The organism is Commensalibacter oyaizuii (assembly GCF_029953265.1).
GTDB lineage: Bacteria > Pseudomonadota > Alphaproteobacteria > Acetobacterales > Acetobacteraceae > Commensalibacter > Commensalibacter oyaizuii.
Genome location: NZ_JASBAO010000001.1, coordinates 1,927,501 through 1,950,834 on the forward strand (window position 1 = coordinate 1,927,501; position 23,334 = coordinate 1,950,834).

Annotated in this window: 20 protein-coding genes, 1 tRNA gene and 2 rRNA genes (1 of these 23 only partly in view); 17 read left to right on the top strand and 6 right to left on the bottom strand. The window is 38.6% G+C overall.

All coding sequences use genetic code 11. From position 1 onward, the window contains the following. The 4 genes from QJV27_RS08705 to QJV27_RS08720 all read left to right on the top strand — a co-directional run. Window positions 1–2,105, top strand: a 23S ribosomal RNA gene (locus QJV27_RS08705); it begins 633 nt to the left of the window's first position. A 105-nt stretch (window positions 2,106–2,210) separates the two neighbouring features. Next, window positions 2,211–2,326: ribosomal RNA gene (gene rrf / locus QJV27_RS08710) — 5S ribosomal RNA — on the top strand. Window positions 2,327–2,601: 275 nt separating this feature from the next. Continuing rightward, window positions 2,602–2,678 (top strand) — tRNA-Met (locus QJV27_RS08715). Window positions 2,679–3,803: 1,125 nt separating this feature from the next. Then, the gene (locus QJV27_RS08720; RefSeq protein WP_281448537.1) at window positions 3,804–4,469 is read left to right on the top strand and encodes a MarC family NAAT transporter; all 666 of its coding nucleotides are present in this window, start codon (window positions 3,804–3,806) and stop codon (window positions 4,467–4,469) included. 30 nt (window positions 4,470–4,499) lie between these two features. Here the strand turns inward: QJV27_RS08720 and QJV27_RS08725 are convergent, their stop codons facing one another. Next, entirely contained in the window at window positions 4,500–5,039 is a 540-nt protein-coding gene (locus tag QJV27_RS08725) for a D-glycero-alpha-D-manno-heptose-1,7-bisphosphate 7-phosphatase (protein WP_281448538.1), read from the bottom strand. A 285-nt stretch (window positions 5,040–5,324) separates the two neighbouring features. Between QJV27_RS08725 and QJV27_RS08730 the strand changes: the two genes are divergently transcribed. After that, complete coding sequence (locus QJV27_RS08730; protein ID WP_281448539.1) at window positions 5,325–6,776, top strand: carbohydrate porin; 1,452 nt, start codon at window positions 5,325–5,327, stop codon at window positions 6,774–6,776. A gap of 193 nt (window positions 6,777–6,969) precedes the next feature. Here the strand turns inward: QJV27_RS08730 and QJV27_RS08735 are convergent, their stop codons facing one another. Together QJV27_RS08735 and QJV27_RS08740 are read right to left on the bottom strand one after the other, a co-directional pair. Beyond that, on the bottom strand, window positions 6,970–8,577 hold the full coding sequence (locus tag QJV27_RS08735; RefSeq protein WP_281448540.1) for an FGGY-family carbohydrate kinase: 1,608 nt from the start codon (window positions 8,575–8,577) through the stop codon (window positions 6,970–6,972). Between the two features lie 32 nt (window positions 8,578–8,609). Further along, window positions 8,610–9,359, bottom strand: coding sequence for an SDR family oxidoreductase (locus tag QJV27_RS08740; RefSeq protein WP_281448541.1), 750 nt, complete (start codon window positions 9,357–9,359; stop codon window positions 8,610–8,612). A 384-nt stretch (window positions 9,360–9,743) separates the two neighbouring features. On the opposite strand from QJV27_RS08740, the gene QJV27_RS08745 reads away from it, so the two are divergent. After that, a complete protein-coding gene (locus QJV27_RS08745; protein WP_281448542.1) occupies window positions 9,744–10,184 on the top strand; it encodes a hypothetical protein in 441 nt (146 codons plus the stop codon). On the opposite strand, the gene QJV27_RS08750 is transcribed toward QJV27_RS08745, so the two are convergent. Beyond that, window positions 10,174–10,875 (bottom strand): nucleoside/nucleotide kinase family protein, encoded by a 702-nt coding sequence (locus QJV27_RS08750; protein WP_281448543.1) that lies wholly within the window; start codon window positions 10,873–10,875, stop codon window positions 10,174–10,176. The two genes, QJV27_RS08745 and QJV27_RS08750, sit on opposite strands and share 11 nt — an antisense overlap. Window positions 10,876–11,130: 255 nt before the next feature. Between QJV27_RS08750 and QJV27_RS08755 the strand changes: the two genes are divergently transcribed. The 3 genes from QJV27_RS08755 to QJV27_RS08765 are packed head-to-tail and all read left to right on the top strand — an operon-like array spanning window position 11,131 to window position 13,390. Beyond that, on the top strand, window positions 11,131–11,829 hold the full coding sequence (locus QJV27_RS08755; protein ID WP_281448544.1) for a nucleoside/nucleotide kinase family protein: 699 nt from the start codon (window positions 11,131–11,133) through the stop codon (window positions 11,827–11,829). Window positions 11,830–11,854: 25 nt separating this feature from the next. After that, a complete protein-coding gene (locus QJV27_RS08760; protein WP_281448545.1) occupies window positions 11,855–12,472 on the top strand; it encodes a phosphatase PAP2 family protein in 618 nt (205 codons plus the stop codon). A gap of 39 nt (window positions 12,473–12,511) precedes the next feature. Then, window positions 12,512–13,390: a hypothetical protein gene (locus QJV27_RS08765; protein ID WP_281448546.1), complete on the top strand. Its 879-nt coding sequence runs from the start codon at window positions 12,512–12,514 to the stop codon at window positions 13,388–13,390. Between the two features lie 130 nt (window positions 13,391–13,520). On the opposite strand, the gene QJV27_RS08770 is transcribed toward QJV27_RS08765, so the two are convergent. After that, window positions 13,521–14,429: a LysR family transcriptional regulator gene (locus tag QJV27_RS08770; RefSeq protein ID WP_281448547.1), complete on the bottom strand. Its 909-nt coding sequence runs from the start codon at window positions 14,427–14,429 to the stop codon at window positions 13,521–13,523. Between the two features lie 128 nt (window positions 14,430–14,557). Between QJV27_RS08770 and QJV27_RS08775 the strand changes: the two genes are divergently transcribed. The 4 genes from QJV27_RS08775 (at window position 14,558) to QJV27_RS08790 (ending at window position 19,229) form a co-directional block, all read left to right on the top strand. Further along, a complete protein-coding gene (locus QJV27_RS08775) occupies window positions 14,558–15,208 on the top strand; it encodes a YceI family protein (RefSeq protein WP_281448548.1) in 651 nt (216 codons plus the stop codon). Between the two features lie 157 nt (window positions 15,209–15,365). Beyond that, window positions 15,366–16,265 (top strand): dihydrodipicolinate synthase family protein, encoded by a 900-nt coding sequence (locus QJV27_RS08780; protein ID WP_281448549.1) that lies wholly within the window; start codon window positions 15,366–15,368, stop codon window positions 16,263–16,265. Window positions 16,266–16,296: 31 nt separating this feature from the next. Beyond that, window positions 16,297–17,610, top strand: a complete 1,314-nt coding sequence (locus tag QJV27_RS08785; RefSeq protein ID WP_281448550.1) for an MFS transporter — start codon at window positions 16,297–16,299, stop codon at window positions 17,608–17,610. 20 nt (window positions 17,611–17,630) lie between these two features. After that, entirely contained in the window at window positions 17,631–19,229 is a 1,599-nt protein-coding gene (locus QJV27_RS08790; protein ID WP_281448551.1) for a UxaA family hydrolase, read from the top strand. A 348-nt stretch (window positions 19,230–19,577) separates the two neighbouring features. Here QJV27_RS08790 and QJV27_RS08795 read toward each other — a convergent pair whose 3' ends face one another. Then, window positions 19,578–20,048: a hypothetical protein gene (locus QJV27_RS08795; protein ID WP_281448552.1), complete on the bottom strand. Its 471-nt coding sequence runs from the start codon at window positions 20,046–20,048 to the stop codon at window positions 19,578–19,580. Window positions 20,049–20,535: 487 nt separating this feature from the next. Here QJV27_RS08795 and QJV27_RS08800 point away from each other — a divergent pair, with 487 nt between their 5' ends. The 4 genes from QJV27_RS08800 to QJV27_RS08815 are packed head-to-tail and all read left to right on the top strand — an operon-like array spanning window position 20,536 to window position 23,318. Beyond that, window positions 20,536–20,847: a DUF2612 domain-containing protein gene (locus QJV27_RS08800; protein WP_281448553.1), complete on the top strand. Its 312-nt coding sequence runs from the start codon at window positions 20,536–20,538 to the stop codon at window positions 20,845–20,847. A gap of 11 nt (window positions 20,848–20,858) precedes the next feature. Next, on the top strand, window positions 20,859–22,367 hold the full coding sequence (locus tag QJV27_RS08805; RefSeq protein WP_281448554.1) for a hypothetical protein: 1,509 nt from the start codon (window positions 20,859–20,861) through the stop codon (window positions 22,365–22,367). A 3-nt stretch (window positions 22,368–22,370) separates the two neighbouring features. Further along, complete coding sequence (locus QJV27_RS08810) at window positions 22,371–22,856, top strand: phage fiber-tail adaptor protein (protein ID WP_281448555.1); 486 nt, start codon at window positions 22,371–22,373, stop codon at window positions 22,854–22,856. Continuing rightward, on the top strand, window positions 22,857–23,318 hold the full coding sequence (locus tag QJV27_RS08815; RefSeq protein ID WP_281448556.1) for a hypothetical protein: 462 nt from the start codon (window positions 22,857–22,859) through the stop codon (window positions 23,316–23,318). Window positions 23,319–23,334: the final 16 nt, after the last annotated feature.

The following is a 23,334-nucleotide window of genomic DNA, read 5'->3' on the forward strand; positions in this document are numbered from 1 at the left end:
TAGTTGCTGGCAGAAGACCCGAAACCAAGTGATCTAGCCATGGCCAGGTTGAAGGTGCGGTAACACGCACTGGAGGACCGAACCCACGTCTGTTGAAAAAGACGGGGATGAGCTGTGGCTAGGGGTGAAAGGCCAATCAAACTTGGAAATAGCTGGTTCTCCGCGAAATCTATTGAGGTAGAACGTCAAGTATTACCTTGGGGGGTAGAGCACTGAATGGGCTCGGGGGTCCCAAAGACCTACCAAACCTAATCAAACTCCGAATACCCAAGAGTATGAGCTTGGCAGACAGACAGTGGGTGCTAAGGTCCATTGTCGAGAGGGAAACAGCCCAGACCACCAGCTAAGGCCCCCAAATGATAACTAAGTGGGAAAGGATGTGGGGATTCCAAAACAACCAGGAGGTTGGCTTAGAAGCAGCCATCCTTTAAAGAAAGCGTAATAGCTCACTGGTCTAAATAAGAAACCCTGCGCCGAAGATGTAACGGGGCTAAAGTTATCTGCCGAAGCTGTGGGTGCATAATTTATTATGCGCGGTAGCGGAGCGTTCTGTAAGTCTGTGAAGAAGACGGGGTGACCCTCTTTGGAGATATCAGAAGTGCGAATGCTGACATGAGTAGCGACAAACAGTGCGAGAAACACTGTCGCCGAAAGTCCAAGGGTTCCTGCGCCAGGTTAATCCACGCAGGGTTAGTCGGCCCCTAAGGCGAGGGCGAAAGCCGTAGTCGATGGAAATCAGGTTAATATTCCTGAACCTGCTAGAAGTGACGAATACAATATGTTGTCAGATCTTATCGGATTGATCTGGCTTTTGGAGTATTCCAGGAAATAGCTCTAGCATATAGACCGTACCCGAAACCGACACAGGTGGACTGGTAGAGAATACCAAGGCGCTTGAGAGAACGATGCTGAAGGAACTAGGCAAATTACTTGCGTAACTTCGGGATAAGCAAGACCGGGTCGTGGGCAACCATGATCAGGTGGCACAGAGCAGGGGGTAGCGACTGTTTAGTAAAAACACAGGGCTCTGCAAAGTCGAAAGACGACGTATAGGGTCTGACGCCTGCCCGGTGCCGGAAGGTTAAGAGGAGGTGTGCAAGCACTGAATTGAAGCCCCGGTAAACGGCGGCCGTAACTATAACGGTCCTAAGGTAGCGAAATTCCTTGTCGGGTAAGTTCCGACCTGCACGAATGGCGTAACGACTTCCCCGCTGTCTCCAGCATCGGCTCAGCGAAATTGAATTCCCCGTGAAGATGCGGGGTATCCGCGGTCAGACGGAAAGACCCTATGAACCTTTACTGCAACTTTGTAGTGGCATCAGGAAAACGCTGTGTAGGATAGGTGGGAGGCTTTGAAGCAAAGGCGCCAGTCTTTGTGGAGCCATCCTTGAAATACCACCCTGAGTTTTTTTGATGTCTAACCATATCCAGTAAGCCTGGATTGGGACCCTGCATGGTGGGCAGTTTGACTGGGGCGGTCGCCTCCCAAAAAGTAACGGAGGCGCGCGATGGTGGGCTCAAGCCGGTCGGACATCGGCTGTTGAGTGCAATGGCATAAGCCCGCCTGACTGCGAGAGTGACAGCTCGAGCAGAGACGAAAGTCGGCCATAGTGATCCGGTGGTTCCACGTGGAAGGGCCATCGCTCAACGGATAAAAGGTACTCTAGGGATAACAGGCTGATCTCCCCCAAGAGTCCACATCGACGGGGAGGTTTGGCACCTCGATGTCGGCTCATCACATCCTGGGGCTGGAGCAGGTCCCAAGGGTTCGGCTGTTCGCCGATTAAAGTGGTACGTGAGCTGGGTTTAGAACGTCGTGAGACAGTTCGGTCCCTATCTGCCGTGGATGTCGAGACTTGAGAGGATTTGCCCCTAGTACGAGAGGACCGGGGTGAACATACCTCTGGTGTACCGGTTGTTGCGCCAGCAGCACCGCCGGGTAGCTAAGTATGGAAAGGATAACCGCTGAAAGCATCTAAGCGGGAAACCCCCCTCAAAACCAGGTCTCATTACGGGCCGTGATAGACCATCACGTTAATAGGTCAGGTGTGAAAGCATGGAAACATGTGCAGCTAACTGATACTAATCGCCCTTGCACTTACTCTACTAAACACACATACACTCATATCAGTCACTCTTATAAAACTATCCAATCAAATTAACCAACCATAAACTCACAATACCAATAAACAAAAGGGTATATTAGATGACCTGGTGGCAATGGCGGGGAGTGAACCACCCGATCCCATCCCGAACTCGGCCGTGAAAACCCCCAGCGCCCATGATACTATGTCTTAAGGCATGGGAAAGTAGGTCGCCGCCAGGTCTTCTAATATACCCATTTAAAAATTACACTATAATCCAACACGTTAATCACCATCAATTAACCAGCATCCACTCACGGATTATAAATATCAATCTTCATTAATAATTATTCCATTAATGATTAAAAAAATTAACCATCTGAATAAGCCTTCATTAACAATTTAGCGCAATTCAGATCTATAATATAACTGAGCTCACCATCTAAAAAATAACTCAGTTACCTATATGCCATTGGGAAAACTTATGAACCCAAATCACTCAGGCATATACACCCAATGCGGGGTGGAGCAGCCCGGTAGCTCGTCAGGCTCATAACCTGAAGGTCAGAGGTTCAAATCCTCTCCCCGCTCCCATTATAAAGCATGTGTCAAAAAAGTGGGAATTGGCCCTCATAAAAAATAATCAAGTTTTATAAAAATTCTTAAATTGCTTAGCTCGAAGACCAGAAGCCGAAACATCTTGCAATTCTATCTTTGTCGATCCTAAATTAATTGTTGCGTATACATGCCTTTTTTTTCACTATCAATTTTAAAAGTATTATATGCGTTATCGAGAATACTTTGTACGTTGTCTATAAAACCGATAAGACTAATTTTATTACCTGATGACCGATAAAAATCTGTAATTACTATGTTGCCACTAGTCGAGTTGTGTTTATTGAAAATAAATAGGTTGTTACCACTACCACCTGTGTAGATTGCATTGTCATTGCTACCAGTTAATGTGTCGTCACCACTACCAGTAGTAGCGATTAGATCGCTATTAACATTGGTATTAGCCCATACTTGAATATTACTTTAAGAGTTTGACTCGTCCAGTGTTTTGTTGCCTACTCCAGCAACAAATAACGAACCGCTTGTTAGATTACTTCTAATGCCAGCAGTCAAGATTAAATTCGAATCCTCTGCTGGGGGGTCATTAGAGTCAAAAATTACAATCCCTCCATAAACAGAGTTGATTGTGTTATTGTCAACCGCACTTGATATGATCTTGCCATTGTAGGTATGATAGAAGTTATCACTTCCTTTACCGACATTTAGTTGTCCTGTATTATCGTTTGCAATTACACTACTATTTTGTGCATTATTTATCATTACATTGAATTTTGAGAATAGTTACTATTCTGAATGTCAATAATACTGTTGGTGGCTGCATTAATGGTTACTTGCGAATTAATAGAAGTTATATGTGTGTTATAGTAACAAGGTAATATACCTGTCACACCTTGAATTGTCATATAACCGTTTTTAACAAGTGCGTCGTTGTCTGTTATTGTTGCTAAGAAATTTTTTATATTTAAAGCACAATTATATTTTAATTCTTTCATTTATTCAAATCAGTTTAAAAAATATAGTTTATGTTTGTGTTTTCTAATTGTATTATCTATTTGTTATTTAAGTAAAAAAATTATTTGTTTATATAATAAGGATTTTGCTTTTGTATTACGTATTATCCTTTAAACTATTTGAATATTTACAATGCTAGAATTAATTGAAATTATTGGAATTGGATTGGTTACACTGTTACCTTTGGCAAATCCATTAACAGCTGTTGCATTATTTATCACGCTTTCAGAGGATATGGATAAAGACACACGTGATCAGCAATCATGGATGGCTGCGGTGTATGTTTTTTCAATTATGCTTGTGACGTGGTATGCGGGTCAAGTTGTGATGAGTACTTTTGGAATTTCTATTCCGGGGTTGCGTATTGCAGGGGGGTTAATTGTGTCTTTTATCGGATTTCAGATGCTTTTCCCTGCACAAAAGATTCACGATGTTTCTGAGGTTCATGCAAAGACGAAAGAGCTTCAAAAATCTTCTGATACAAATATTGCATTTGTCCCATTAGCAATGCCTGCAACGGCTGGTCCAGGGACTATTGCGATGATTATTAGTAATGCTTCTACTGCGGCACAACATGTTGAAATTGCTTGGTGGGTAATGCTTATTGCCCCAATTGTTGTTTTTGTTTTGCTTGCTTTGCTTTTGTGGGTATCATTGCGTAGCTCTACAGTAATTATGCGGTTAATTGGTGGTGGAGGTGTCCAAGCTATTTCACGTTTAATGGGTTTTTTATTAGTTTGTATGGGTGTTCAGTTCATTATTAATGGTTCCTTAGATGTTGTGGCGAGTGTACATTAAGAGTGATAATTAAATAATTTATTAACAGAGTTATTTAGAGTCTTTAAACCGCTTTTTAAGAATAGATGTCAAAAATATATCCAGATTGCCACCTGCAAATAAGTACCCATCTATATGTGCGTTATGAGCGGCTTGAATATCTGTCATTTTATCCCCAATCAAGAAAGACTTTCTTCGATCTATTGAATAATCTTTAATCGCTTGTTCGATCATTCCAGGATTGGGCTTGCGATTAATATGTTCTTGTTTATAAATGGGAACGATCCCATCAGGATGATACGGACAAAAATAAAAAGCATTGATAAAAGCATTTTCTTTACGCAACAAAATATTGATATGATGATGAAATTGATGCATATCCTGCTCGGAAAAGAAGCCACGAGCTATTCCTGATTGGTTAGTTACGACGATCACTAAGTATCCTAAGGAATTCATTTTGGCTATAGCTTTTCCAACCCCATCAATAAGTTGTAACTCGTCTTTGCGGTACGGGTATCTTGTGTCTACATTGATCACACCATCACGATCTAGAAATAAACAATAGCGATGTGGATGAGGATATGATATCATGCCAACTATTCACTGGGATTATAATAGAATTGTTATTAACTAATTTTTTAAATTGAATTTTTTATAGAACAGATTATAAAAGGGCGTTGATAATATTGGTTTAATAATATTTATTATTATTAATGTAAAGGTACTAGAATTAATTTTATGAAGAATAACTTCAAAAAACTTGTTTTTTACTCTTTATTAAAACGTGATAGTATATTTTTTCTCTGATCGCTTTATGATCTTCTTTTTTCCACTTCGATCTATTAAGTATAGAAAGTTAATTATAAAAATTGTTGGATGATAAATAAACTGAATTATAAATCATATTTTTGGACCTGTATTAGTGCTGGTTTTGTTTTAACATTTCATTGTGTAGGGGCAGTTGCTAAACCCGTTCTACACCAAAAAAGAACAAAAACACACAAACATATATTGCCTGCTCCTCAAGTTAATCAGGAGGCAGCATCAACGTTGAATAATCCACGAGGCGATCCAGATTCTGATCCTTCTCAAGAATTGCTGCTGGGGAAGGTAAACAAATATTTAGATCAATACGGAATTCAAATTGGTGCTAGTTGGTTGACAGAGACGGCTGGGATCGTAAGAGGTGGGAAAAGGAAGGGGGTTGACTATGCTCATCAGATTGCTTTTTCTGTCGATATGGATTGGGAAAAAATCGTTGGTTGGAAGGGATTTTCAACACATGCAATGATTTTAAACCTAGCAGGTCGTAATGCTAGTACTGATTATGTTGGTGACGCTCAGATCCAGGCACAAGAAATTTATGGTGGGGGATATGATCGAGTGATCCATATGAATTACTTATATGGTGAACAAAAATTATGGGACGGTAAGATCGATATTAAAGCTGGTCGGGAAAGCGTTGGAAATGATTTTGCAGTAAGTCCTTTTGCATGTCAGTTTATGTTAATTGCGACCTGCGGCCAACCCCGAAGCATTCAGTCTCAACAAGGCTTTTCCCCATGGCCAGGGACTGTATGGGGGGCTAGGATTTTGTATAATACGTCTGCCGATACGTTTGTTCAGGTCGGTGCTTATGAAAGTTCACCATGGGGAACAGGTAAAGGAGGAGTATCAGGATTCACTTGGGGGGTAAAAGCTGCTACGGGTGTTTTTATTCCTGTTGAATTTGGATATAACTCTAATTTTGGTAAAAAACATTTAAATGGTTATTTTCGTGTAGGTGCTGGATTTGATACGAGCCGTTTTGATACGTGGTCATCACAGGCAACTGGATCAGGAAAAAAAGATAATAGAACGCAATTTTGGATCATGATGGGGCAAATGCTTTATCGTAATGATCCTGTTCAGGATCATGGTTTATATGTTATCGCTAACTGGGGACATGATTCTCCAACCACCTCTACCTTTAAAGACCTATATAATTTAGGCTTTTTAGATCGCGGTTTTTGGGGAAAAAGACCTTACGATCAATTTGGCGTTATGTTTACCTATTATACAGTACCCAGAGGATTAGGGCGGGCACAGGAATATCAAATCAATCACGGGCAGGTTCAACCTGATATTTATGGGGGTTTTTCTTCGTTGTTGAACGGAGCGCCTGGAATACAGTCAAATGCAATGTTGTTTGAGGCAAATTACGGGATTAGTGTTTATCGAGGGATTATGATTATGCCCGTTTTTGAATATTTTCATAACGTTGGGGCAACAAGGAAAATATATAATGATGCCGCTGTATTAGGATTTAGAACGAATATTGTCTTTTAGCTTGCTTAGTACTCATAAAGTGCGTTATTGCGTCCTTCATATTTAATATGAAGGACGTTTTTTATTCGTATCATGATCAATCTTTGTTATCTATCACAGTATTGCTTTAAATGCGATTATAACAACTACTAGAAATTGCAAAGCTCTATTTGAAAATTACCCAATACAAATGATTAAGAAAGAGAATGGCTCCTTAACCACGAATGAGTTTCATTGTTTTTTGAAGGGCTTTATAAGCTTCGTAGCGTTGTTGATGTATTGAGGTATAGTCCGTATTACAATTATAGATTGCGTTTACTTTTGTGAATTGCTTCATTGCATCAGGAAGTGAAGGGGTTACCTTTCCAGCAACTGCTCCAAGAATGGCTGAACCTAGTAGAACGGGTTCACTACATTCAGTACCAATGATGGTGATACCACACGTATCAGCCAATAGTTGACGTACAAGTGGATGTTGTCCAGCACCACCGCTAATAACAATATTTTCGCATTGAATTCCGCAAGCTTTCTGTGCATCTAGAATTTGACGTAATCCGTAACCGATGCCGCATAATCCAGCAATATAAAAAGCCATAAGATTATTAAGATCGCGATCCATTCCCAAGCCTGCAATGACTGCTTTGGCATCTGGATCAGCAAATGGAGCACGATTCCCTAAAAATTCAGGTACAATGTGGATATCACGGGCAAGATTAATTGCTTCTGATGCTATACTTTTTTCAGCTAGAACCTTATTAGCAAGATATACTGGTAAGGAAACACCTGCCTCTTGCGCTAATTTACGAGCTTCTGAAGTTGCAGGATGAAAATTTAAAAGTTGATCAATTGCAGCCCCTGCCGCACTTTGTCCACCTTCATTTAACCAAAAACCAGGTACCATGGCTGAATAATAAGGTCCCCAGACGCCAGAAACAAAAACCTCTTTTTCAGTGGTTGTCATGGTGCAAGATGAAGTACCAAAAACGTAAGCCATATTGGTAAGAGCACCGTTTTTTATACCCACTGTACCAATACCTCCTGCGTGGGCATCAATCATTCCAACGGCAACAGGTGTTCCAACGGGCAATCCCATTTCGTGGGCAGCCGTTTTGGTTAGACCACGCCCGCAAGGGGTTCCTGGGTCTTTGACAGTTTGGCCAATACGAATAAAATTTTCGTTAGCCAATTCTGATAAGCCAATTTGATGAAAATAATCGCTATCCCAACGTTTTTCATGGGCAAGATAAGTCCATTTGCATGTTACTGTACAAACTGAGCGTGTTAAGTCGTCTGTTGCACGCCATGTCAAATAATCTGCAAGATCAAAAAAATGACGGGCTTGTTGGAAGATATGAGGACGATTTTCTTTTAACCATAGAATTTTCGGCGTTTCCATCTCGGGTGAGATGGCCCCCCCAACGTAGTTGAGAACTGGATGTTTGGTTGCATTGATTCTCTCTGCTTGTTCAATGGCACGATGATCCATCCAGACGATAATATTACGGTTTGGATCATTCGTGGGGCCAACAGCCAGAGGTGCGTTGTCATCACCAATAACGACAAGTGAACATGTCGCGTCAAAACCAATTCCTGCAACTGATGTTGGGTGGACATGGGCTTTTGTAATGGCGGTCTTTATGGTAAAACAAACAGCCTGCCAGATTTCTTGACTGGATTGTTCAACAATATTGCCAGTACTGCGAAACAGCGTTATTTCTTGCGTAGCATGAGCAAGAAGCTTGCCTTCGAGATCAAAAACGCCTGCTCTTACGCTGCCTGAACCAACATCAACGCCGATAATTGTTTTTTCGTTACTGGCCATAAAATTACTATCCTTATACTGATCAACTAATATTATAGATCGACGCTGTTTGGCAGGACGACTAAATCGCGTACGGTTACCCCTTTGGGTCGGGTTACCATAAACAAGATAGATTCAGCGACTTCTATTGGTTGCATCAAGCTACCATTGGCAAGGGCTTCTTCCATTTTTTCTTTTGGCCAATCATCAAGTAAGGCAGTGACCACAGGACCAGGTAAAACTGCACCAACACGCACACCGTGTTGCGAAACTTGACGTCGGGTGGTGTGTACAAAAGCTTGTACTGCAAATTTAGAAGCAGTATAAATAGGTTCCCAAATGACAGGAACCATGCCTGCAATTGAGCTTGTGAAAACAATATCCCCTGTTTTTTCTTTAATCATGTGGGGTAAAACACTGCGCACACAACGAAAAGCGGCACTGTTATTAAGGTGTAGTACACGATCCCAAACATCAGGATCACCTTCGGCAACGGGCCCGCCAATATAAGCCCCTGCGTTGGCATGGAAAATGTCGAGGCGGCCAGTTAGGTTTAAAATACCATCAAGAATAGTATCAACTTGCTCGCCTTTCATTAAGTCAATCTGTAAAGCAAAGGCATTTTCACCTAATTCCTTAACGATCCGATTAAGTTTTTCACCTTCCCGATCAATTAGAACCACTTTTGCGCCAGCTTTTAGGAATATTTTGGAGCATTCCAGACCAATGCCTGAGGCTGCACCAGTGACTGCGGCGACTTTACCACTAAGGGATATATCCCTAAAACAGGCGGTCTTGCTCATTTTACAATCCTTTTAAAAATATTTACGAACGTGTTAACTTTCGTTTATCTACTATGCTTTGTCAAGCGATCGTGTTTTTTATAATCTTAATGAATTTAAGTATGTTTAGAATATGAATTTTAGGGATTAATGAATGTTTTATATCTAAAGAAACAGACTTAAGTTTCTTTATGGACGGTATAGTTAAAATTTTAAAAGGGGTATTGTAGGAAAAAATTAATGAGTTTTAAAAGGTTTTATCGTAAAATTTGCTTATTAACCTGCATTGTTTTGATTAAACATTCGTCATAAAAATCACTTTATTACTATATATATTTTAAATGGATATATTGCTTACGTTCCATAGTTTGTAATGATAATATTGGTTTTAAAAGAGCTATTGCAATGAAAATGAAAAGTTGGACATTCTTTTTAGTGATTACTGGGGCAATAATAATAGGTGATCCATATGCCTATGCGCGCCATCATCATGGAAAAGCCCCTCCGCCCCCAGAAGAAAAGAAGGATTTATCTTTAAATCCCCAACAAAGCCCTGATGATGTTTCTCAATTTGCAAAAAACGCTGAACTTGCAGCGCGACAACGACAAGTAAATTCGACTAAAAATAATAAAAAGTCTGATGCCCCAGCAGCGTTATTCCCAGGGCATTATACAAAACGTTCTCAACGTGTTAATGGTACAGAAGGATGGGTCAATAGTAAACGTCAACGTGGCAAGTATGATTTAGGGATCAATATGCCTGTTCCTCAAACTGGAGATCCTACTCAAAACAAAACAAGAGGGGTTTTCCGACGTGCTATGCCTGTATATGAACCTAATTATTAAGGGATTTTTCGATTGTTTTTGAAATCGCATCTTTAGCTTGTTGTACTATTTGTCCAATTGGATATTGGTGACTATTTAAATCTAAAATAGGGGCATCTTTGAAAGTTAATTGTTGAATTGACTCAATTTTTTTCGTTATTGAAGATAGTCTATGATCAGGTTTTCGTCGCATTGCAGTTTCAATATCGACATTAAGTCTGATGACTAAATCAGGTTGATGATCTGTCATCCAATGATAAAGTCTACGTTCCAAACGGGTCAAATATCGTGCGATATTGCTTTTGGGATGGTCAACCGTCATGTCTGGGCCATCTAGCCCACCAATTACTGAGGTTTGGGGGTAGCGATCGGTTAGAATTAAAAATCCTTGTTTTTCTAATTGCAACATTTTGCAAAAGCGATAAACACGTTTTAAAGACAAAAGAAACATAACACAGGCCACGAACCCGTTTGGCCCTTTATTCATGCGGGCTTTGTTTGTTTTATTTGCGATATTGTGATCTATTTTTTTTCCAACAAAAGGCAATCGTGCGATCGTTCTAGCAATACCGCCTGTTTGTCGTCCTAGATGACACAGTCTGGTTGGGTATTGATCTTTTAACCATACCATTAGTTCATTACAAAGGGTGGATTTTCCAGACCCATCAACACCAATAATGGCAATAACAGGTAGTTTAGGATGTTGTTTCATTGGGGTTATTCTCTAAAAAGAACGATATTATTTATGTATATTACAATAAATTACGATAAAAAGTGATTTGCTTCGATTGTAAAAACGATTATAACTCAACCTAATTATTATATAAGGGTTTATTATAGTTCGTTTATGATTTCAAAACTATTTAAATCTTTGAAGAGTATGCATATATGGTCTGTTTTTATCCTTTGGGTAAAAGCTACTTATTATTATCCCTAATACGTATGTATTTAATTTAGAAAATTGTATATGTCTTATAGAAAAACCACTTATCGTTTAGCGCCACTTATTGCATTTATTGGTTGTGACGGCTCAGGAAAATCAACGCTTAGTGCTGATATCACAACGATGTTAAATAAGCAAATCCCAGCTCAGCGGTGTTATCTAGGGCAGGGATCAGGATATATCGGCCGCAAGATTCGAGAGTTAAAGATAATTGGTCCTATTTTAGATCGTGTTATTAATAAAAAAGCAAAAACGGCAAGAACAAAAGGAAAGAAAATTCCAGGATTATTGACAGCTATAGTGATATTTGCATTTTCATGTGTAAGATTTTATCATTTTCAACAAATGATGCGACTTCGTCAAAAGGGAATCATCGTTGTTACTGACCGATATCCGCAAACCGATGTTCCAGGGTTTTATGATGGACCAGGGTTATCAGCCGCAGAAACACAAAATTGGTTTATCTCAAAATTGGTAAAGTGGGAATATAAATTATATGACCGTATGGCATCCATAAAACCAGACATCATTTTTAGATTAAATATTGATGTCGATACAGCTTTTTATCGAAAGCCAGATCATGATTATGCGTTGTTGCAAGCGAAAGTAGAAGCAACCCATAAATTATCCTTTAGAGGTGCACGAATGATTGATATCGATTCAACCATTCCTTATAAAGAAGTCTATCAAATTGTTTCTAATGTGATAAAAGAGGAAATATAGTTTTCCTTTTTACTGGGGTTTATGGGTGTTTTTAAACGCTAAAATTTTGTTTGATAGTGGATTAATTTTATTTTGTGTAGCTGCGTTTATTTTCGCATTTACAACGTGGGATCAATCTTTAAGTCACGTTTTAATTTTATCACGAACAGATTTCATCGTTCCTATTGTAAAAATTATTTCAAAAACAGGTTCTTTTGTTTGTATTACGTCTGCCGCGTTGATTTTAGGAACATGGCTATGGCTCAAGAAACGTATTTATGATGCGATCTGGGTAATAGTCGCAATGGGATCTTGTCGTATCGTTTTTGCTGGTTTAAAATTAATTGTCGATAGGGCGCGCCCTGTATTTGACGAGCCTCTGACCCATGCTATTACTGCTAGCTTTCCCAGCGGTCATGCTGTCAATTCATTTATGTTTTTAATGGTATGCTATGTTATTTTACGGTATCGGGCGTCGATTTTGTACTTAACATTATTATGGGGGCTGTTAATTGGTTGGTCTCGCTTGGCGTTAGGTGCACACTGGTTCAGTGATGTTTTAGCAGGTTGGGGATGTGCATTGATGTGGTTTGTAATCCTAGCCCAAATTAAAGATTCATCTAGATTACAGCAGTGGTGTAATCAAAGATTTTTAAATAAATAATTATTCGATTTTTTATATCAATGGGATCTCATACAGAAGATGTTTAATTTTAGTCGTTCCCAAACAGCAAAGCAAATTGTGGATTTTGATCGTTTCCATTTCTCTGAACGACAATGTGCTCAGTTATACGCTATGATCTGTGTTGATGACGAGATCAATTTGGATGTAAATTTACCAGAAACAATAAAAATTAATTATACTCAGGCACAATTAATTGAAAGTTTTTTAATTTGTCGTCAGCTATGGCTAGAAGGGATTATTGATCGTCATTTTCCAAAAATTGTAAGCCATCTTTATCGTACTTGTGAGATTTCACTTGAAGATAAAGTTATTTACAAGATGATTAGGGCTAAGTTTAAACATTTATGTTATGCATATCGTGCCTTTGATAGCCGTCACCAAAGGCCTTTTTTATTGGGGCATACCACCGGATTGTTGGGGGTTATTCAAGATGGATTTAAAAATAATAAGAATTCAGTGGTTAAGCCTAATGCTTTCTTATTAAAGCTATTATGGAATGAGCAAGGGTTATCTTTATTGAGGCAAGAGGTTTATCGCTTTTATCCCTGTGATTTGGAAGGGTTCATTTTCAGCATTCGAAAACGTGCGTGTTTTATTCGTCATCAAATTGAAACAAAAGCGACAATATCTGCGCATGACTTTCACAGTCTTAGAAAACATATGAGCATGTTCGCAGCTGTTTATGGGACATTTGATGTATTGTATCCATCCCCTTATCATCATCAGGTATTCCAATACTTAGCAACCATTAATGGATTGATGGGGAATTTCCATGATGAATTGATTGAAAGAAAATTAAATCAAACTCAAAATTACTTTTTTGATCATTTTGAAATTCCAAAAGAAATCTTGTCACGATTAACAGTTTTTACAGACCGCTTTTTAACAGTATTTTAAAACGTAGAAAAAGGGTGAAGGCTGCTCTGTGTCCTGAAAAGATAGAGATTACGAATGAATGTTGAGTATTCTGGCTTAAAGAAAATAGAGGCTATTATATCTTATTCTATTTAAATTCATAAATTAGTGATCAATCCCAAGGGGCTTTTGATTTAAAAGCATCAACTAAAAAATTAATCATTGCTCTAGTTTTTAAAGGAATGTAATCCGAAGCAGCATACATGACATATAGTGCTGCTTCTTGGATGGTGGGTTGATCCAAGTTAATTGGTAATAATAGATTTTGTTTTAACTCGGTATTTAATAAAAATTTGGGTAGATAGGCAATACCTTGGTGATGAATGGCAGCATCTCGTAAAACTTCGCCGTTATTTGCGATTAATGGTCCTTGTACCCGAATGCTATATTCCCCTTTTTTGCCAAACCTCCAATGTGATGTCGGCATAAATGTTCCCAAATTATAACGTAAGCACGTGTGTTGTCCAAGATCATCTATAGATTTTGGCTTGCCATGATTATCAAGATAGGTCGGTGATGCACATAGTATAAATTCTATATCTGTTAACTTGCGTGCTTTTAAACTGCTTGAAATCATTTTGCCAATACGTAGGGATAAGTCCCAGCCTTCTTCAACTAAGTCGATAATTCGATCTGTTAATCCCAGTTCAATGGAGATATCAGGATATTGTTCAGAAAATTTCATTAATAATGGTGATAAATGGCGTAGTGTCAGTGAAATAGGTGCATTAATTTTAAGATTTCCGCGTGGTTTGACGTGTTGTGCAGTGACGGTTTGCTCGATTAAATCGACCTCCGATAAAATTTTCTCACAACCCTGATAAAATATACTGCCAGCTTCGGTGAGGGATAACTTACGTGTACTGCGGTGAAATAATGTGCAATTCAGTCGATGTTCTAAGGCGTTCATGTGCTTTGTTACCATTGTTGGCGATAACCCTAGCGCACGACTGGCGGCAGAAAAGCTGCCTGTATTAACGACTTTGACAAAAACTTGCATACTAGTAATACGGTCAAGCATTTTATTTCACACTAATGGTTGGAAATATTTTAATAAAAAGATAGATTATATTATTATCAAAAAGATATAAAGTTTATCTGAATAATTTTAATGTTAAACATCTATATCTGACATATAAGGAGAAGATAATGAAAAAAATAATGACGGCATTTATCGGAGCGGCAGCATTAACATTTGGAGCATTAGGGGATAATGCTGTTGCAGCGAATAACGTTGCTAAGAGCAATGACTCTGCAGGCGTGGTTACTGCACAAAGTATAAAAAGTGGTCAGTACAAAATTGATCCTTATCATACTCAAGTTGTTTTTTCAGTATCGCATTTCGGTTTTACCAATTATTCAGGTATTTTCTCTGACGTATCTGGGTCTTTACAGCTTAATACAAAAGAGCTGGATAAGACTAAACTAGATATTCAAATTCCGGTTGGAACAATTCAAACCACCAGTCCAAAACTGACTGAAGAGTTAAAAGCAGCAGATTGGTTGGACGTGGCGCAATATCCTAATGCTCGCTTTGTATCAACTAAAATTGTAAAAACTGGTGAAACAACAGCAGATGTTACGGGGAATTTAACTTTACACGGGGTAACAAAACCAGTGACTTTACATGTTACATTTATTGGTGCTGGGGTTAATCCGCTAAACAAAGCTTATACGGTTGGGTTTCAGATCTATGGTAATATCCAACGCAGTGAGTTTGGTATCAAAACATATTTACCCAAAGTCGGTGACGAAGTTTCTTTGAACATTGCAGGTGCTTTTGAAAAAAAAGCTAAATAACTGAATTATAACGTATTTTTATATTAGGTTGCGCAAAGTAAGGCAATGCATATGTTGCGTTGCCTTTTTTCATATATAAAAATGACGGTACTGTTACTGGACGATAAAAAGTATTATTCCCTATGCTGATAAATAGATTAACAAAGGGAATCATTTAATGAAGAGTCAATATATTACCCCTGTCGTGACTGTTTTTGATGATAAAGGTCAGATAGACAACGAGCAGAATTTACAGGTTTATCAATTTTTAAATAACAAAGTTTCTGGGTTCGTCGTTATGGGCAGCACAGGAGAGTTCTTTTCATTAAATATGCATGCTTCCAAGCAGTTAATTAAATTATGTTCTACAGCACCAAGAGAACATATGAAAATTTATGCAGGTGCCAGCCGTATGGATATTCAAGAATCAATCGAACTGGCAAATTATGCGGATGAGATGGGTTTGGATGGGGTAATGATTATAAGCCCTTATTATTTTCCTTTAACTCAAGAGGCAATCTATGATTTTTACAGTACGATTGCCAGTCAGACCCGTGCGAAAATATTTATTTACAATTTTCCTGACCGCACGGGATATTCTATTGCGCCGCAAACCTGTTTGAAACTAGCTGATAAATATCCTCATATTGTAGGGTTAAAAGACACTATTTTAGATACAATTCATACTTGTGAAGTGATTAATCTGGTTAAGAAAGAGATCCCAAATTTTCAGGTATTTTCTGGGTTTGATAACAACTTTGCCCATAATATTTTGGCTGGTGGAAACGGATGTATTGGTGGGTTGTCAAATATTGTTCCTGAATTTTTTGCATCGTGGATGGACGCATTCGCTCAGAATAATTTGGCCTCTATTGCCCAACATCAAAAAACGGTTGATCAGTTAATGGCAGTGTATAATGTAAATAATCCTTTTATTTCGACTTTGAAAAAGGCTTTACAACTGCGTGGTGTTATTCGGTCTGATCGTTCATACCCACCGTTTAATTGTTTAGATGATAGTCAAGTTAAATTACTGCGTGGCATATTGGAAAATGCCAATGTTCAATTAAAAAAATAAATATTTTTCTTTAGTCAGAGAGGAAAGTCCCATGGCTAAAACAATGATTTATATCGATCCTGTATTAAATATAGCGGTAAAAAAGACTTGGTATCGTTTGGTTCCATTAATGTTTTTGTTATATTTTATAGCATTTATTGATCGTATTAATATAAGTTTTGCCCAAGAGGCAATGAAAACTGATATTGGGTTGTCAAACAGTGCTTATGGGTTGGGGGCTGGGATTTTTTTTGCTGCATACGCCTTATGTGGTGTTCCTGCTAATTTAGCCTTAAATAAAATGGGGGCACAAAGATGGTTGGGAATAACAACAATTATATGGGGTGGCCTTTCTGTAGCGACTGCGTTTATTCAAAATGAAACTCAGTTTATTATTATTCGCTTTTTATTGGGTGTAGGTGAGGCAGGATTTCTACCTGGAATTTTATTGTTAGCTGCGATTTATTTTCCAAACAAAGTCCGAGGATCGGTAATTGGCGCGTTTGCGTTGGGTGTGCCTTTGGCCTTGAGTATTGGGTCACCTTTGTCAGGTGCATTGCTACAAATGCATGGGCTATTAGGATATTCTGGATGGTCATGGATGTTCATAATTGAAGGTGCCGTCGCTGTTTTGGTTGGTGGGTTTACGTGGTATTATCTGGATGATAATCCTTCCAAAGCGAGGTTTTTAACGCAAAACGAGAAAGATGCGATTCAGCGGAGATTGCAACAAGAAGAACAAAATACGCAGACAGTTTCTGTTATAAGCGCACTAAAAAATACAAAAGTATGGTATTTGGGTACTATTTATGGTCTTATCCAGATTTCTGTTTATGGATTAATGTTTTTCCTACCATCACAGGTTGCCACACTAATGGGGCAAAATATAGGATTAAAGCAATCTTTGGTATCTGCTATACCGTGGGTATGTTCAGGGGTTGGAGTATATTATATTCCACGTATTGCAGATCGTTTTCCTCATTATCGTATTACTTTGTCTGCTTTATGTATGGTTCTGGCAGCCTTTGGCTTGGCGCTATCTACAGCCTCAAATCTTGTTGTAGTTATTATTGCACTTAGTTGCAGTGCTATTGGATTTTTATCAGTGCAGCCTATTTTTTGGACATTTCCTGCACAATTTTTATCGGGGCCAGCTTTGGCTGTAGGAATAGGATTTTGTACGACAATGGGGGCTGTCGGTTCATTTATTGCTCCAAATATCAGGGTACAAGTAGATCAATTTATGCATAATTCATATGCTGGCCTATATGTTTTATCGCTAATCACATTATTTTGTGCCTTTTTAATTATGATGCTGTCTTATACGTATTCCCACCCACCTATTAAACATACTCAGATAATTTAAGATTAAGGAATATTAGATACATGCAAAGAATTTTACGGATTGATGAGGCAGATAATTTAATCGTTGCTTTGAAAGATTTAAAAAAAGGTGAAACTTTTAATATTGATGGCAAAGAAATTACATTATTCACAGATGTGCAAGCCAAACATAAATTTACAATAGAGGCATGCAATATCGGGGATATTGTAACACTCTATGGCACGGCCGTTGGAAAGGCAACGCAACCTATCGCAAAAGGAGAATGTGTTACTGTTGATAATATTCATCATTATGCAGCACCAGTATCATTGGATTATACAGATTCTTATGAATGGAAAAAACCTGATGTTTCTATGTACCAACATCTTACATTTGCGGGATATAAACGCGAAGATGGGCGGGTTGGAACCGCAAATTACTGGTTAGTCTTCCCATTAGTTTTTTGTGAAAATCGTAATGTAATGAAATTAACGAATACTTTGAATGAGGTATTGGGATATTCAAAAAATACGTTAAAGGATTTTGCATTAAATCTTACAGAAAATTCTACGTCGCCAGCTACCTCTGTTAATAATCCTTTTCCTCATATTGAAGGGGTAAGATATATTACCGTCACCAGTGGTTGCGGTGGGGCTGCATCCGACAGTTTGACAATGTGCGATGTGTTGGCTGCATATGCAGATCATCCCAACGTCATTGGAATTACAGTATTTAGCCTGGGATGTGAAAAGGCACAACGTAAATATTTTAAGGAAGCTCTGCAAAAGCGTAATCCCAATTTCAATAAGCCAGCATTATATTTCAGGCAGCAAGAATGGGACAGTGAAGAAGCCATGATGCAGACTGCTTTGAAAGAAACTTTCGAATGTATGAAGTCAGTAAAACCTACAAAAAGGGAGAATGTCCCACTTTCTTATTTGAAAATGGGGGTTAAATGCGGGGGATCTGACGGATTTTCTGGAATTTCGGCAAATCCTGCAATGGGCCTTGTCTCTGATTGGATCGTATCATTAGGAGGGGCTTCGGCGTTATCAGAATTTCCCGAACTTTGTGGTGCGGAAGGGGACATTGTTCAGCGATGTGTAGGATCTGAAAATAAAGAAAGATTTTTGAGCCTTATGAAAAATTACGAAAAGGTTGCTAACTTTTTTGATACGACCATTGCTGACAATCCAAGCCCTGGAAACATTTCTAATGGATTAATTACAGATGCGATCAAATCAACGGGTGCCGCTCGTAAAGGAGGACGCGCTCCTATTACTGCTGTATGTGATTATGGTGAACCTATGCCGGATCAAGGTTTATCCTTGGTCTGTACGCCTGGTAATGATGTTGAATCGGTAACAGGGTTGGTTGCTGCTGGATGTAATGTTGTTGTATTTTCAACGGGACTGGGAACACCTACGGGAAACCCTATTGTACCTGTTATTAAGATTGCAACAAATAGTAAGATCGCAACACGTTTAAAAGATTTGATAGATTATGATTGTGGGCCTGTGATTGACGGTGTTCCTTTGCAAGAAATTAGTAAAGGGTTATTTGAACGAATTATTGAAACAGCTAGCGGTAAATATAAAGTTAAAGCAGATCGGTTAGAACAATTTGACTTTATTTTATGGAAACGTTCAATTGATCTATAATATTCGAATAGATAGAAGAGCGTTATTTATGTGTCATTGATCACAATAAGATTTTATTCGTAATTTGATAAATATCGTATAAATGATATTTCAGGAGTAGGTTTGTTTTTATCAATACTTTTTAGAGTAGATTGAGTATTATAGTTCTTTATCTCAACGGGTGATGGGTAACTGATATTTGGAGTTGATTTAATAAACAAGTAAATGGTTCTTTTTATAAAAATAGTAAGTGGTTTTGCCTATTTTTGTCTTGTAACAGATTACATTTAGGAGTTTAGTATATCAATCTCCTTAGGAAAACGTTGCCACCTCCACTCGTAATGCCAGACAGATAGGAGGGGGATGGATCTAAGGTTCCATGGCTTTGCATTTCGCATTGATACCTTTTGTTACTTCACTGATACTTGACCCGAAATAATCTCCGACATCAATTCCTTGTTTTTCCATTCTATGGAAACGTGGCAAAAAAAGATAATCGGCCATTCGGTGGGTAAAGTTTTTTTTATCGACAAAAGGTATTCCCTCATAGGGGTCTGGGTCTCCTAAAGCATCATGATCTTCCTTATAGTTTCTAGCACTATTTGATGTTGACATATCGGCCAGCATACAAACCTCAAATTGAGGGCTGTTCTTATCCGTATTTTTGTAACACTCGTAAACCACACGTGGTCCTTCTCTTAGGTTTTTTTTGCACGTGGCATTAGCGATCAGGTCGATTGCGGCCTGAACCCTTTCTTGTGGGATTTGTTTTTGAAATATTTCTGCCCTGGCCTGCATGGGGATAGTAATGGTGGCAAGGATCAGCAAGATCTTTTTCATTAATATTGTCCTTGAGTGTGATAAATTACGGTTTTGTATTGATATTACAAATTAGTAATGATTTTAATAAATAAAAATAATACATAAAATTTAATGAATATTATTCATATTTTAAGAGAGATTCAATATTTTACAATATGGTATCGTATTTTCGACAATCGTGTTTATTTTTTTGAAAAAATATGCTACATTAATATTTATGATGGTAAAATCATATCCATTATCCGATTGAAGTAATTTTAAGTATATATTAAGAATAAATCGTATAATTGTCGTAATATCATAAGTAATATTTATTAAAATCACAGAAATTGAATAGAAAGGCATCTTTATTCAAAGGCGCCTTTTTTATTGGGGCAAATTGTGACAACAAGAGTAGGTGTGGAATCAATTCTATCCTAAAGATATCCTGTCTTAATGCTACAGTTATAATTATTGATTTAACGCTTCTTTAACGGAATATGGAGACCGACGTACGGCATTGGGGATGTTTCGTGATTTGCAGGAGTTGGAGGGGGAAATCACCTTTGATGATGGTAATTTTCGAAAACTGATCCTTGCCAAAGCCCATGCCAATATCAGCAATTATACAGCATCGGATCTCAATAAAATATTAATGCTGGTTTTTGGTGATAGGGCAAAGGGCCACGAGCTTTATGTTCGTGATAATCAAGATATGAGCATGACGATTATCTTTAACTGGATCCCTAATACTGATGAAGTTGCACTGATTTTAAATGCAGGTCTTTTGTTTAAACCTGCAGGTGTGGAATTAAAAACAGAATTTTCTATAAAATAACAGAGGTTTTTATGTCTTTAAACAGACCCAATCCCTTTTTGTCGAAATGGGCAGAAAACGGGAAACGCTTTGACGTGCCCGATACAGGAGCCGATCATGCCAATGGCAGGGCTGACATTCAGTCAGGATTTCCAGACACAACCATGAAATCCGTACTGCAAGGTGGCACCCCCCCGTGGGGGCAAGATCATAACGGCATCTTACACAAAATCACCCAAAGCATCCAATGGACACAAGCGGGGGGATGGCCTGTTTATGATGAGGCGTTTGCACAACGAAATGGCGGTTATTCAAAAGGGGCAATCGTTCAACAATCAGCGGGCGATAATATTTGGGTGGCCTGGATTAATCTTGAAGATGGGAATATGGTCAATCCCGCAGGCTTGGATATTGGCAAACCTGGTGCGCAAGGGGGGTGGCGGCGTTATCCCGTTATCGAAGAGACCGAAGGTGCTACGTTAATTTATAATGACCGTGGGGAGTTAAAGGTTTTTACCGCAACCAATACCAGTGAAAAATATGTCTCTTGGGATGCTGGCAGTGATCAAACAGGCGATGGGACACGCGCGCGTCCATATAAAACCATTGATAAGGCTATTCGTTCATCCCCTAGTTCTGGTAATATTAATATTTATCTAAGGGATTATGATACGCATTACTTTATTAATTTTGATAATGCATTAATAGCAAATCAAGACGGCGTAAATGGGCATCTTGATAAGTTACCAGGGGCTCTTTTGACCCAAAATGATAATGTTACAGAGTATCCTGGTGCATTACTGCCAGCAAATACGTTTGCAGGAACCCGCAATATCACGTTCTTACCCTATACAGATAAATATGATATTGATCCTTGGAGTCGGATAACGACAGAATTTTTTAATAAAATAGGGGATACAGGATATACGTATTGTTTGTCAGATCAAGAGTATCAAACCTTAGGGATAGGTAGGCCTAAGGTCGTTTTATTATGGAACTATGCCTATAATGAAGTAGATGGAAAATTCGTGACCAAGGGTGCAGCATGGTCAGGTCTTTATGGCACTGTAAATAGTTTTTCCTACAATTTTTATGGGATTGCGTTTAGTGTTTATAAAGTTGATCAGTTAAAAGCATTTGAGTATGGAATTGTAAGTGGTTTTTTTCAAAATGGTGGCGGTTATCAGTTTTTAGGATGTCGATTTGATGATTTAAATATTGGTAATGATCGCACCATTTTTGGGGGATATACGGATGCGTTGACATCTTATACTTTTAGTAAAGTCAATTATTTTTCAGGGGATTTGGCGGTCAAGGGATCACCAATTGTTAATAATATTAATAATTTGACGATCTATATTAATTCAGAAACCTATGATTGGGTGCAAACGACAACAGGATATACTTTATTATCCAATAATGCCTTGGCTTTTTTTCAACGTGCGTCTATCTATAGCGGACAAGCCTTGGCAACGATTTCAACCCCCAGTAAGCGGTATGCTTATCTTAATCCATCCTTTGAAATTAAATCAGGATTATGAGGAATGGAACTTGTTAGTGATTTTAGGTTAAACCCCTATCGTATTTACAAAAGTTCTAGACGGGCCAACAAAGGGATTGCGACGTTTACGGCAAAACCCGTGAACGAGTATATGGATTACAGTGTTGATTTTTCTCGTTTGTTAGAGACCAATGAACAGATTATTCATGGCAGCATTAGTGTTTATGGGGCAGGTCTTGTGATTGGTGGGGTGTATCCTTATGGATCTTATTTGACAGCTTTTATTGATGGTGGGAGGGCGAGTTCTAGTTATTATATGACGTTTACCGCACGTACCAATACTGGTGGGGTATTTACCCAAGAAATGATTATGCCAGTTATAGGAACATCAGCGACAAAACGCATTGATTATAAATACGCATCCTTTACCCAACAACAAAAGCCCCCCAACACAAGGCCGCCGTTAAATGGGCTTAAGATTAACGACCGTTATCTGTTAAATGATAGCGGTTTTTTTATGGTGATTTAAATGAAAACAAGACCATGTGAATGTGGTGTTTTAGAGAGTTTACAAATCTGTGACGAGGAAACACAAACGACGTCACACGATATTGAGGTTATCGAAAATACGGATACGATCCTACCCACAGATCAGATTTTAGTTATTCGAAAACATAATGATCAAACCAAAATATATAGTGCAACGTTTGATGAATTAAATTCAGAAGTGGCACTGTCCATTATACAAAACGCGACCCAAGCTATGCCGCGCACTGATCCTGCTGATGGGTGTTCCTTGTGGTTAGATGATGGATTTATTCGGATAGCCTCTGGAGATGCGTCGAGGTTGGGCACTATGCCGCCTACAGCGTTTGAGAAATCGTTGAGGGAAGCATTTAAGATTTTGCCCACTTCTGATCCGGGGGATGGAGGGCCATGGTTATGTGGGGGCATGTTAATGCGAGGATCGACCTCAAAGAATGAAGATTAATACACCGTCCATTAGG

Coding starts and splice junctions, on each gene's coding strand:
- QJV27_RS08720 (WP_281448537.1), top strand. CDS start 3,804: ATGCTAGAATTAATTGAAATTATTGGAATTGGATTGGTTACACTGTTA.
- QJV27_RS08725 (WP_281448538.1), bottom strand. CDS start 5,039: ATGATATCATATCCTCATCCACATCGCTATTGTTTATTTCTAGATCGT.
- QJV27_RS08730 (WP_281448539.1), top strand. CDS start 5,325: ATGATAAATAAACTGAATTATAAATCATATTTTTGGACCTGTATTAGT.
- QJV27_RS08735 (WP_281448540.1), bottom strand. CDS start 8,577: ATGGCCAGTAACGAAAAAACAATTATCGGCGTTGATGTTGGTTCAGGC.
- QJV27_RS08740 (WP_281448541.1), bottom strand. CDS start 9,359: ATGAGCAAGACCGCCTGTTTTAGGGATATATCCCTTAGTGGTAAAGTC.
- QJV27_RS08745 (WP_281448542.1), top strand. CDS start 9,744: ATGAAAATGAAAAGTTGGACATTCTTTTTAGTGATTACTGGGGCAATA.
- QJV27_RS08750 (WP_281448543.1), bottom strand. CDS start 10,875: ATGAAACAACATCCTAAACTACCTGTTATTGCCATTATTGGTGTTGAT.
- QJV27_RS08755 (WP_281448544.1), top strand. CDS start 11,131: ATGTCTTATAGAAAAACCACTTATCGTTTAGCGCCACTTATTGCATTT.
- QJV27_RS08765 (WP_281448546.1), top strand. CDS start 12,512: ATGTTTAATTTTAGTCGTTCCCAAACAGCAAAGCAAATTGTGGATTTT.
- QJV27_RS08770 (WP_281448547.1), bottom strand. CDS start 14,429: ATGCTTGACCGTATTACTAGTATGCAAGTTTTTGTCAAAGTCGTTAAT.
- QJV27_RS08775 (WP_281448548.1), top strand. CDS start 14,558: ATGAAAAAAATAATGACGGCATTTATCGGAGCGGCAGCATTAACATTT.
- QJV27_RS08780 (WP_281448549.1), top strand. CDS start 15,366: ATGAAGAGTCAATATATTACCCCTGTCGTGACTGTTTTTGATGATAAA.
- QJV27_RS08785 (WP_281448550.1), top strand. CDS start 16,297: ATGGCTAAAACAATGATTTATATCGATCCTGTATTAAATATAGCGGTA.
- QJV27_RS08790 (WP_281448551.1), top strand. CDS start 17,631: ATGCAAAGAATTTTACGGATTGATGAGGCAGATAATTTAATCGTTGCT.
- QJV27_RS08795 (WP_281448552.1), bottom strand. CDS start 20,048: ATGAAAAAGATCTTGCTGATCCTTGCCACCATTACTATCCCCATGCAG.
- QJV27_RS08800 (WP_281448553.1), top strand. CDS start 20,536: ATGTTTCGTGATTTGCAGGAGTTGGAGGGGGAAATCACCTTTGATGAT.
- QJV27_RS08805 (WP_281448554.1), top strand. CDS start 20,859: ATGTCTTTAAACAGACCCAATCCCTTTTTGTCGAAATGGGCAGAAAAC.
- QJV27_RS08810 (WP_281448555.1), top strand. CDS start 22,371: ATGGAACTTGTTAGTGATTTTAGGTTAAACCCCTATCGTATTTACAAA.
- QJV27_RS08815 (WP_281448556.1), top strand. CDS start 22,857: ATGAAAACAAGACCATGTGAATGTGGTGTTTTAGAGAGTTTACAAATC.